This is a genomic window from Streptococcus sp. 4155, assembly GCF_013276695.1.
Taxonomy (GTDB): domain Bacteria; phylum Bacillota; class Bacilli; order Lactobacillales; family Streptococcaceae; genus Streptococcus; species Streptococcus pseudopneumoniae.
The window spans coordinates 1-12,527 of sequence record NZ_VMLM01000010.1 but is presented as its reverse complement, the minus strand read 5'-3'; the positions used below and the strand labels follow the sequence as shown (position 1 = coordinate 12,527).

General features: G+C 37.1%; 6 protein-coding genes and 2 pseudogenes. All 8 read left to right on the top strand.

Annotated features, from left to right (window positions below):
- The first annotated feature begins 34 nt into the window (after positions 1 to 34).
- The gene (locus tag HT715_RS01470) at positions 35 to 1,258 is read left to right on the top strand and encodes an FtsW/RodA/SpoVE family cell cycle protein (RefSeq protein WP_138707435.1); all 1,224 of its coding nucleotides are present in this window, start codon (positions 35 to 37) and stop codon (positions 1,256 to 1,258) included.
- Between the two features lie 10 nt (positions 1,259 to 1,268).
- The gene (locus tag HT715_RS01465) at positions 1,269 to 1,823 is read left to right on the top strand and encodes a DJ-1 family glyoxalase III (RefSeq protein WP_000241398.1); all 555 of its coding nucleotides are present in this window, start codon (positions 1,269 to 1,271) and stop codon (positions 1,821 to 1,823) included.
- A gap of 84 nt (positions 1,824 to 1,907) precedes the next feature.
- The gene (locus HT715_RS01460) at positions 1,908 to 2,471 is read left to right on the top strand and encodes an HAD family hydrolase (RefSeq protein ID WP_162498517.1); all 564 of its coding nucleotides are present in this window, start codon (positions 1,908 to 1,910) and stop codon (positions 2,469 to 2,471) included.
- A 14-nt stretch (positions 2,472 to 2,485) separates the two neighbouring features.
- A complete protein-coding gene (gyrB, locus tag HT715_RS01455) occupies positions 2,486 to 4,432 on the top strand; it encodes a DNA topoisomerase (ATP-hydrolyzing) subunit B (RefSeq protein WP_000134037.1) in 1,947 nt (648 codons plus the stop codon).
- A gap of 81 nt (positions 4,433 to 4,513) precedes the next feature.
- Complete coding sequence (gene ezrA / locus HT715_RS01450) at positions 4,514 to 6,241, top strand: septation ring formation regulator EzrA (protein WP_138707436.1); 1,728 nt, start codon at positions 4,514 to 4,516, stop codon at positions 6,239 to 6,241.
- A gap of 191 nt (positions 6,242 to 6,432) precedes the next feature.
- A pseudogene (locus HT715_RS01445) lies at positions 6,433 to 6,642 on the top strand (transposase domain-containing protein); the annotation flags it as partial.
- A 469-nt stretch (positions 6,643 to 7,111) separates the two neighbouring features.
- Entirely contained in the window at positions 7,112 to 11,905 is a 4,794-nt protein-coding gene (locus tag HT715_RS01440; protein WP_138707356.1) for a S8 family serine peptidase, read from the top strand.
- Positions 11,906 to 12,114: 209 nt separating this feature from the next.
- Positions 12,115 to 12,527, top strand: a pseudogene (locus tag HT715_RS01435) (IS630 transposase-related protein); the annotation flags it as partial.

Below are 12,527 nucleotides of genomic sequence, written 5' to 3'. Positions count from 1 at the left end.
AATAGTATTGTATGAAAGTATAAGGTTAGTATATATGAAACGTTCTCTCGACTCAAGAGTCGATTACAGTTTGCTCTTGCCAGTATTTTTTCTACTGGTCATCGGTGTGGTGGCTATCTATATAGCCGTTAGTCATGATTATCCCAATAATATTCTGCCCATTTTAGGGCAGCAGGTCGCCTGGATTGCCTTGGGGCTTGTGATTGGTTTTGTGGTCATGCTCTTTAATACAGAATTTCTTTGGAAGGTGACCCCCTTTCTATATATTTTAGGCTTGGGACTTATGATCTTGCCGATTGTCTTTTATAATCCAAGCTTAGTTGCATCAACGGGTGCCAAAAACTGGGTATCGGTAAATGGCATCACCTTGTTCCAACCGTCAGAATTTATGAAGATATCCTATATCCTCATGTTGGCTCGTGTTATTGTCCAATTTACAAAGAAACATAAGGAATGGAGACGCACGGTTCCGCTGGACTTTTTGTTAATTTTCTGGATGATTCTCTTTACCATTCCAGTCCTAGTTCTTTTAGCACTTCAAAGTGACTTGGGGACGGCTTTGGTTTTTGTAGCTATTTTCTCAGGAATCGTTTTATTATCAGGGGTTTCTTGGAAAATTATTATCCCAGTATTTGTGACTGCTGTAACAGGAGTTGCTGGTTTCTTAGCTATCTTTATTAGCAAGGACGGACGAGCTTTTCTTCACCAGATTGGAATGCCGACCTACCAAATTAATCGGATTCTGGCTTGGCTCAATCCCTTTGAGTTTGCCCAAACAACGACTTACCAGCAGGCTCAAGGGCAGATTGCTATTGGGAGTGGTGGCTTATTCGGCCAAGGTTTTAATACTTCAAATCTGCTTATTCCAGTTCGTGAGTCAGATATGATTTTCACGGTCATTGCAGAAGATTTTGGCTTTATTGGCTCTGTCCTGGTTATTGTCCTTTACCTCATGTTGATTTACCGTATGTTGAAGATTACTCTCAAATCAAATAACCAGTTCTACACCTATATTTCCACTGGTTTGATTATGATGTTGCTCTTCCACATTTTTGAAAATATCGGTGCTGTAACGGGCTTGCTTCCTTTGACCGGGATTCCACTGCCTTTCATTTCGCAAGGGGGATCAGCTATTATCAGTAATCTGATTGGTGTTGGTTTGCTTTTATCGATGAGTTACCAGACTAATCTAGCTGAAGAAAAGAGCGGAAAAGTCCCATTCAAACGGAAAAAGGTTGTATTAAAACAAATTAAATAAGGAGAAAATCATGGTAAAAGTAGCAGTTATGTTAGCTCAGGGCTTTGAAGAAATTGAAGCCTTGACAGTTGTAGATGTCTTGCGTCGAGCCAATATCACATGTGATATGGTTGGTTTTGAAGAGCAAGTAACGGGTTCGCATGCAATCCAAGTAAGAGCAGATCATGTCTTTGATGGAGATTTATCAGACTATGATATGATTGTTCTTCCTGGAGGTATGCCTGGTTCTGCACATTTACGTGATAATCAGACCTTGATTCAAGAATTGCAAAGCTTCGAGCAAGAAGGGAAGAAACTAGCAGCCATTTGTGCGGCACCAATTGCCCTCAATCAAGCAGAGATATTGAAAAATAAGCGATACACTTGTTATGACGGTGTTCAAGAGCAAATCCTTGATGGTCACTACGTCAAGGAAACAGTAGTGGTAGATGGTCAGTTGACAACCAGTCGGGGTCCTTCAACAGCCCTTGCCTTTGCCTACGAGTTGGTGGAGCAACTAGGAGGGGACGCAGAGAGTTTACGAACAGGAATGCTCTATCGAGATGTCTTTGGTAAAAATCAGTAAAACGGGAGTTATTCTCTCGTTTTTTATGTGGAAAACTCAGGGAAATCATCGCTTTTTTCATAAAAAAATGCTATAATGAAGGGTATGAAATATCACGATTACATCTGGGATTTAGGTGGAACTTTACTGGATAATTATGAAACTTCAACAGCTGCATTTGTTGAAACATTGGCACTGTATGGTATCACACAAGACTATGACAGTGTCTATCAAGCTTTAAAGGTTTCTACTCCTTTTGCGATTGAGACATTCGCTCCCAATTTAGAGAATTTTTTAGAAAAGTACAAGGAAAATGAAGCCAGAGAGCTTGAACACCCGATTTTATTTGAAGGAGTTTCTGACCTATTGGAAGACATTTTAAATCAAGGTGGCCGTCATTTTTTGGTCTCTCATCGAAATGATCAGGTTTTGGAAATTTTAGAAAAAACCTCTATAGCAGCTTATTTTACAGAAGTGGTGACTTCTAGCTCAGGCTTTAAGAGAAAGCCAAATCCCGAATCCATGCTTTATTTAAGAGAAAAGTATCAGATTAGCTCTGGTCTTGTCATTGGTGATCGGCCGATTGATATCGAAGCAGGTCAAGCTGCAGGACTTGATACCCACTTGTTTACCAGTATCGTGAATTTAAGACAAGTATTAGACATATAAGAAAAAGGAATAAGATGACAGAAGAAATCAAAAATCTGCAGGCACAGGATTATGATGCCAGTCAAATTCAAGTTTTAGAGGGCTTAGAGGCTGTTCGTATGCGTCCAGGGATGTACATTGGATCAACCTCAAAAGAAGGTCTTCACCATCTAGTCTGGGAAATTGTTGATAACTCAATTGACGAGGCCTTGGCAGGATTTGCCAGCCATATTCAAGTTTTTATTGAGCCAGATGATTCGATTACTGTTGTGGATGATGGGCGTGGTATCCCAGTCGATATTCAGGAAAAAACAGGCCGTCCTGCTGTTGAGACCGTCTTTACAGTCCTTCATGCTGGAGGAAAGTTCGGCGGTGGTGGATACAAGGTTTCAGGTGGTCTTCACGGGGTGGGGTCGTCAGTAGTTAATGCCCTTTCCACTCAATTAGACGTTCATGTCCATAAAAACGGTAAGATTCATTACCAAGAATACCGTCGTGGTCATGTTGTCGCAGATCTTGAAATAGTTGGAGATACGGATAAAACAGGAACAACTGTTCACTTCACACCGGACCCAAAAATCTTCACTGAAACAACAATCTTTGATTTTGATAAATTAAATAAACGGATTCAAGAGTTGGCCTTTCTAAATCGCGGTCTTCAAATTTCAATTACAGATAAGCGTGAAGGTTTGGAACAAACCAAGCATTATCATTATGAAGGTGGGATTGCTAGTTACGTTGAATATATCAACGAGAACAAGGATGTAATCTTTGATACACCAATCTATACAGACGGTGAGATGGATGATATCACAGTTGAGGTAGCCATGCAGTACACAACTGGTTACCATGAAAATGTCATGAGTTTCGCCAATAATATTCATACCCATGAAGGTGGAACGCATGAACAAGGTTTCCGTACAGCCTTGACACGTGTTATCAACGATTATGCTCGTAAGAATAAGTTACTGAAAGACAATGAAGATAATTTAACTGGGGAAGATGTCCGCGAAGGATTAACTGCAGTTATCTCAGTTAAACACCCAAATCCACAGTTTGAAGGACAAACCAAGACCAAATTGGGAAATAGCGAAGTGGTCAAGATTACCAATCGCCTCTTCAGTGAAGCCTTCTCCGATTTCCTCATGGAAAATCCACAGATTGCCAAGCGTATCGTGGAAAAAGGGATTTTGGCTGCCAAGGCTCGTGTGGCTGCCAAGCGTGCGCGTGAAGTCACTCGTAAAAAATCTGGTTTGGAAATTTCCAACCTTCCAGGGAAACTAGCAGACTGTTCTTCTAACAATCCTGCTGAAACAGAACTCTTCATCGTCGAAGGAGACTCAGCTGGTGGATCAGCCAAATCTGGTCGTAACCGTGAGTTTCAGGCTATCCTTCCAATTCGCGGTAAGATTTTGAACGTTGAAAAAGCAAGTATGGATAAGATTCTAGCTAACGAAGAAATTCGTAGTCTTTTCACAGCCATGGGAACAGGATTTGGCGCAGAATTTGATGTTTCGAAAGCCCGTTACCAAAAACTCGTTTTGATGACCGATGCCGATGTCGATGGAGCCCATATTCGTACCCTTCTTTTAACCTTGATTTATCGTTATATGAAACCAATCCTAGAAGCTGGTTATGTTTATATTGCCCAACCACCAATCTATGGTGTCAAGGTTGGAAGCGAGATTAAAGAATATATCCAGCCGGGTGCAGATCAAGAAATCAAACTCCAAGAAGCTTTAGCCCGTTATAGTGAAGGTCGTACCAAACCGACTATTCAGCGTTATAAGGGGCTAGGTGAAATGGACGATCATCAGCTGTGGGAAACAACCATGGATCCCGAACATCGCTTGATGGCTAGAGTTTCTGTAGATGATGCTGCAGAAGCAGATAAAATCTTTGATATGTTGATGGGGGATCGAGTAGAGCCTCGTCGTGAGTTTATCGAAGAAAATGCTGTCTATAGTACACTTGATGTCTAAAAAATAGGGAGAAGTAGTTCCCTTGGTCTAAAAAATATGATATAATCGTTACGATTGTTTCAAGTAAAAAAGGAGTTTGATATGTCTAATGGACAACTAATTTATTTAATGGTTGCAATTGCAGTCATTTTAGTTCTGGCTTATGTAGTGGCAATCTTTCTACGTAAGCGAAACGAGGGGAGATTAGAGGCGCTAGAAGAAAGAAAAGAAGAACTATACAATCTTCCAGTAAATGATGAAGTAGAAGCTGTAAAAAATATGCACTTGATTGGACAAAGTCAAGTGGCTTTCCGTGAATGGAATCAAAAATGGGTCGATTTATCTCTCAACTCTTTTGCCGATATTGAAAATAATCTCTTTGAAGCAGAAGGCTATAACCATTCATTTCGTTTTCTCAAGGCCAGTCATCAAATTGACCAAATTGAGAGTCAAATTACTTTGATTGAAGAAGATATTGCGGCAATTCGCAATGCTTTGGCAGACTTAGAGAAGCAAGAATCTAAAAATAGTGGTCGTGTTCTTCATGCTTTGGATTTATTTGAGGAACTTCAGCATAGAGTTGCTGAAAATTCAGAACAGTATGGTCAAGCCTTGGATGAAATTGAAAAACAATTAGAAAATATCCAATCTGAATTTTCACAATTTGTAACCTTGAATTCATCGGGTGACCCTGTGGAAGCCGCAGTGATTTTGGATAATGCTGAAAATCATATCTTGGCTTTGACACATATCGTTGATCGTATACCAGCAATTGTAACAACATTATCTAAAGAGCTACCAGATCAACTAGAAGATTTAGAAGATGGTTATCGTAAGCTCTTAGATGCTAATTATCATTTTGTTGAAACGGATATTGAAGCGCGTTTCCACTTGCTTTATGAAGCATTCAAGAAAAACCAAGAGAATATTTGCCAGTTGGAATTGGATAATGCCGAATATGAGAATGGACAGGCACAAGAGGAAATCAATGCCTTGTATGATATTTTTACTCGAGAAATTGCTGCTCAGAAAGTAGTGGAAAATCTACTTGCAACTCTTCCAACTTACCTTCAACATATGAAAGAGAATAATACTTTATTGGGAGAAGATATTGCACGTTTGAGCAAGACCTATTTACTTCCTGAGACAGCTGCAAGCCATGTTCGTCGTATTCAGACAGAATTAGAGAGTTTTGAGGCAGCTATTGTTGAGGTAACTTCAAATCAAGAAGAACCAACCCAAGCTTATTCAGTTCTTGAAGAAAATCTTGAGGATTTACAAACTCAACTAAAAGATATTGAAGATGAGCAAATTTCAGTTAGTGAGCGCCTGACACAAATTGAGAAAGATGATATCAATGCACGTCAAAAGTCCAATGTTTATGTCAATCGTCTCCATACTATCAAGCGATACATGGAAAAACGCAATCTGCCAGGTATTCCACAAACTTTCTTGAAATTATTCTTTACGGCAAGCAATAATACCGAGGATTTAATGGTTGAGTTAGAACAGAAAATGATTAACATTGAATCTGTTACCCGAGTTCTTGAAATTGCAACGAATGATATGGAAGCTTTAGAAATGGAAACTTATAATATTGTACAATATGCAACCTTAACAGAGCAACTCTTGCAATATTCTAACCGCTATCGCTCATTTGATGAACGCATTCAAGAAGCATTTAACGAAGCTTTAGATATTTTTGAAAAAGAATTTGATTATCACGCTTCATTTGACAAGATTTCTCAAGCATTGGAAGTGACAGAGCCTGGTGTAACCAATCGCTTTGTTACTTCATATGAGAAAACACGTGAAACGATTCGTTTTTAAAAAGCTTAGTTCATTCTAAGCTTTTTTCTTTACTCAAAAGCTATGAGTTTACTTATTTATCATTGAAATTAATGCTTGGTTTTGATATTATTTAAATATGAAGAAAGATAGAACAAAGCGTGGTAGTCACGCTAAAATGGGACGGAGTAAAAGAGTCCAGTGGACTCTTTTAGCCTAAGCTAAATTTTAAAAAGCGAGGGTGGTTGTTTTCTCAAAGTTTTGAAGGAGCTAAAGCAAGAGCTATTATTATGAGCTTGTTGGAAACAGCTAAACGTCATCAATTACATAGCGAGAAATATCTATCCTATCTTCTAGAATGTCTTCCAAACGAGGAAACGCTCGTAAACAAAGAGGTTTTAGAGGCTTATTTACCATGGACTAAAGTTGTACAAGAAAGGTGAAAATAAGAAATCTCCAGATTAGGAACTATCGCTAAGTTCACTAATCTGGAGATTTTTCAATAGACTTCGTTATTGTACGGTTACGTTTGTCACAGTTCCTGAAATGCTTAATTCACGATTATAGTAAAATGAAATAAGAATAGGACAAATCGATCAGGACAGTCAAATCGATTTCTAACAATGTTTTAGAAGTAGAGGTGTACTATTCTAGTTTCAATCTACTATAAAAGCACATGAACTATTCTATGACCGTGATTAGTAAGGTTTTTGCTTAATGAGTAATTGAATGGAAAGTAATTATTTAATAAAGAAATTTAGTCTTGTATTAATCGAGATTAAATTTCTTTATGTTTAAATTACATGAGAAGAGTGATTAATATTACAATTTTGTTACAAAAAAAGTTTTTGATAGAATTTTCAGATAATTTAGGATATAATACTTTTAATTTAAATAAAAAGGAGTGATTTTATGGGAGACTGCAAAGATTTTTGTCATAAAAAGTACCAAATAGCAACGATTTTTCTGCTATCGGTCTTTGCATGCAGATTTGCTTTAGTACAGGTTAGTGCTGCTGAGGGGAAATTTGAAACATCCAATCAAGTTACACATGCAGTAATAATTAATAAATTAGATGATTCAAATAAGCTCGCACCGTCAGTCACGGCTGACAAGAATGCTCTAGATTCTTCTTCAAAGGAAAAAACAGAAGCGACAGCGTCAGTAAAACAAGATGATTCTATAGAATATAGAGATAATAAGTCAGACAAGAATGTAATCACACAGAAAGAAAAGACTGCTATAAAAAGTGAAGAGAAGAAGGAAGAATCAGCAGTAGAAAGAAGTTCTTCTTCCGAAAGTTCACAATCACAGTCGTTATCTCAAAGTGGACATAAAGAAAAGCCAAATAGTATCTCCAGTAATGAAATGATTACTATCCCTAAAACATGGGAAGCAGGACACAAAGGGCAAGGAACTGTAGTCGCTGTTATAGATTCAGGCCTTGATTTGAATCATGAAGTTCTGCGTATTTCTGATCCGTCAAAGGCGAAATTTAAAAATCAGGATGATATCGAAAAAGCTAAAAAAGCTGCCGGTATTGACTATGGAAAATGGTACAGTGACAAGGTAGTATATGCTTATGATTACTTTGATGGAACTGATAATATAAAAGAGGCTGAAAAAGAGTCTCATGGAATGCACGTTACTGGTATTGTAGCTGGAAATCCAGTTAATAAAGCCCCGAATTCTGAGAAGGTTTATGGGGTGGCGCCAGAAGCTCAAATTATGTTTATGAGAGTTTTTTCAGATAGAGATAAAACTACAGCCTCTGCCCTCTATGTAAAAGCCGTTGATGACGCAGTTACGTTAGGTGCGGATGTGATCAATATGAGTTTGGGTGCAGGTGCGGGTTCAACTGTAGATGCGGGTTCAGATATTATTGAAGCAGTAAAAAGAGCACGCACTAAAGGAGTATCTGTTGTTATTGCTGCTGGTAATAGCAATACTTTCGGTAGAGGTTTTTCACAACCATTAGCAGAAAATCCTGATTATGGTCTCGTCGGAAATCCCTCTACAGTAGAAGATTCAATTTCTGTTGCTTCGATTAATAATAAAATTCTAACTACTGAAGTCTTTGAAGTAAAAGGTTTAGAAAATGACGCTACCCTTGATTATGGTAAGTTTGATTTTAATAGACCTGAAACAGAAAAAGATTTTGAAAAAGGGAAAGAATACGAATATGTAGCAACGGGTATTGGTCGTGAAGAAGATTTTGCTAATATTGATGTAAGAGGTAAGTTAGCACTGATTCAACGTGGTAAAATCCATTTCTCTGATAAGATTAAAAATGCTCTTCAACACGGTGCAGCTGGAGTTTTAATTTATAACAACGTTGAAGGTGCAAATGTTAGTATGTCTGTTACAGGTGATGCTAAGAAAATCCCATCTGTCTTTATTTCAAAATATTATGGTGAAATTCTTAAGTCTGGTCAGTATAAAATTGTCTTTAATCACAAGATGGATAATCGTAAATCAGATGTTGCAGACCAATTGTCAGATTTTTCAAGTTGGGGAGTTACAACAGATGGACAATTGAAACCAGATGTTACTGCACCTGGTGGAAATATCTATTCATCATTTAACGACAATAGTTATGGAAGTATAAGTGGAACAAGTATGGCGGCCCCTCATGTAGCTGGTGTCGCAGCATTAGTCAAAGAATATTTAGCAAAGAAACATCCTGAATTATCAGCTAGTCAAATTTCAGAGATTGTAAAAGCTTTAATTATGTCTACTGCAAAACCACATTTTAATAAACAAACTGGAGCCTATACTTCTCCACGTCACCAAGGTGCTGGCGTAGTTGACACGATGGCGGCAACAAGTACAGATTTATTTGTAACAGGTGCAAATAACTATCCAAGTGTTACTCTTGGTAATGTTGGTGATAAATTTACCTTTGAAGTTATAATTCATAATATTTCGGATAAAGACCGAACATTGAAGATGATTGTAAATACAAATACGGACGAAGTTGAAGAAGGAAAATTCACTCTCCGTCCACGAAAACTAACTGAAACAGTTTGGCCCGAAGTAACTGTGAAAGCTCATAGTACGAAGACAGTAACAGTTAGTGTAGATACAAGTAAGTTTACTGAAGAACTTAGCAAAATAATGCCAAATGGTTATTTTCTAGAAGGATTTGTTAGATTTGTCAATCCTGCAGATGATGGTTCTGTTATTGGTTTACCATTTATGGGATTTAAGGGAGAATTCCAAAATCTACCTGCAATTGAAAAACCAATTTATCAATTGATTAAGGAAGGAAACAGTGGATTTTACTCTGAAATTGATAAAGATAATCCAGGAATTTCACCTTCAGACGATGCAACTTATTTAACAAGTTCTGAAAATGATGTAAATGTTTTAAAAGCAGAGCGTCAAGGAAATCGAGTGACTGTACTCGGAGTGAAACAAGATGATGAAGGAAAATACCATCTTCAATTAGATGAAAAGGGTAATGTTCGCCTTGCTATCTCGCCGAACGATGATGGTAATAAAGATTCTGTTCAATTTAAAACTCTTGTCTATAGAAACTTGGTAAATCTTCGTGCAACTGTTTATGATTCTTCGGATACAACACACAGTCAGCCTATTTGGCAAAGTCGTCCAACAGACCTTGTGAAAAATTATTTTGATGGCGATACTAGAAATCCAAGAAGTTACATTGTAGATAAAACAGCTTGGGGAGGACAGGATTCTAATGGAAATCGAGTCTCTGATGGAATTTATGACTATGTTATTAGTTATAAGCCAGATGTCCCTGGAGCTGAAGAACAATACACAATATTTAAAATTCAAATCGATACACAAAAACCTCTGATTACTTCGGGATATATTCGTTCTCAAAAAAATCAAGAACAATTTATAGCTCGTAAACCTCAGGATGTCGGAAATGGCGGAATTCTTCTAGAAAAAGTCTTTTATATTCGTCCTTCTGAAAATAGAGAGGCGGCAGATTCAGAAATCGAACAGTATCAGATTATCAAACAAAATGAAGATGGTAGTTATACACTTCCTAAGAACATTGATAAATCGAAAATCTTCTATTATGTGGAAGACTTTGCGGGAAATGTAGATTTTATATCTCTCAAAGATCTTGTAGGTGAAGAAAATAGTGGTCGTGTAAAAATTGCTATACTAAACAATAAAACCAATGATGAGATTGATACAACTTATGTTTATCGCATTAAAAATAGCGAAGGTCAATATGTAACCGTTGATAAGTCAAAAGATATTAATTTCTTGAAATTTGGGCATTATGTTGCAGAAATTTTTAGCTATGATCGTACAGAGTTGAAATTTGTGAGTGCTCTATCTAAGGAATTTGATTTAACGAAAGAAAATAGTTTTCAAACTATTACCTTCTTGGCTAACAAAATGAAATATGCCCCAGTAACGGTTGGCTTTAATCAAGCTGTTCCTGGAACTACAATGATTACTTTAGTAGGTGAAGACGGTCAGAGTCAAGTCTTGCCAGCTGAAACATATGGTAAACATTCTTATGGTAAGAAAGTGGTTACTGGTGAATATAAAGTTCTTGTAAATCTGTCAAACGGTTATGAATTACTTGATAATCTTCAACCATTTAAAGTTCTGTTTGGTAAAAATAATGTTTTGTCACTTTCAGTTGTTTCTAAGTTAGCTCTGATTGCAGCTTTAAATAAACAAATGGAAGTAGTTAAAACTCCAAGATATTATAATACAAAACAGAATTTAAAAGAGATGTTTGAGCAAAGTGTCAAAGATGCGCAACTAGCATTGGGAAGTAAACTTAACCAAGATAAAATTGACCAAATTGTTAAGGCTTTAGAGTCTGCTATGCAAACATTGGATGGTAAGGAATCTGATATCACATCATTGAAGAATGCCATTAAAGCATATGCTGAGACAGTTAAAAAAGGTAAATATATAAATTCTGATCAAGAACGCAAAGGTCAATATGATCGTGAATTTAAACTCTTGGCATTATTAATTACAAAAGATTTGATAACTCAAGATGAAATTGACCGTCTGTTGACCACTTTCTTGCAAGCTCAAGACCAGCTGAATGGGAAAGAAACAGATTTTATGAGCCTAAAGAATGTTATCGAGGATGAAGTGAAGTTCCAAGAAAAAGATCCAAGATTTTTGACAGCTAGCAAAGAGGAGAAAGATGCATATCATCTTATTTTCAACAAAGCTAAGCTACTTTTGGAAAATGCAGAAGCTAGTCAAGAAGAAATTAATGAAGTAATCAAAGCTCTAAAAGAAACGGTTGTAAAACTTAAGGCTAATAAAGTAGAGATCCCAACCAAACCAGTTGTACCAGTTAAGCCGGTTGATCCAACTAAAGCAGTTGCACCAGTTAATCCAGTTATTCCAGCTAAACCAGTTGTAACGATCAAGCCAGTTTCTCAAGTGCAACCTGTTAAATTAGTAAGTCAAAATAGACAAGTCTCAACTATTAAGCCTTCAATTAGCAATGATAAAATTGAGAAAGCTACATCAATTACAATACATCATTCCAATATAGAAGCTAAGCATGAGAATAAAACACTAGCTGGAAGTGATCAACAAGTGCTTTTAGCTACAGTCATCAAAGAAGGAAAACAGTTACCAGCCACTGGTGAGAATAACATGATTTCTATTATGCTAAGTATTTCTGGAATTTCTCTCTTGTTGTCAGTTATTGGACTTGTAACTTTTTCAAAAAGTGAGTAGAGAATACAAGCTAAATTCCCAAAGTAAGTTCCACCGCTAGTAGAATTGGAAGTTAGTCTGAGAAAAATCATAAAAACCAGTGGAATTCCGTGTCAGGGTAAGTTCCACTGGTTTTACTCATGCTTGATTTCTATAGTAGTATCATGAGCAAAAGGATTCAAATTATAGTATAGTTGCTTAGTTTCAAACAAGCATGTTATAATAAAGCTATGGCATATAGTACAGATTTTAAACAGCGAGCATTAGATTACATCAAAGAGGGGCACAGCCATGTCGAGGCAGCCAAGGTTTTTGATGTCGGCGTCAGAACTCTCTTCACATGGAAAAAGAACTTACGTGAACAAGGACACTTAGAGAGGAAAAAGCGAGTCGTCAAAAACCGAAAGATTCCTTTAGAGGAATTGAAAGCCTTTGTAGAGGCTCATCCAGATGCTTTTTTACGGGAAATTGCGGCACATTTTAATTGTGCTGTCCCTTCAGTATGGGCAGCTTTAAAGCAGATGAAGGTCACTTCAAAAAAAGATGACGAGCTTTAAGGAACAAGACCCAGAGAAAGTCGCTGAGTTTCTTGATATTTTGGATAACCTAAACGATTTACCAATCGTATATATTGATGAAACAG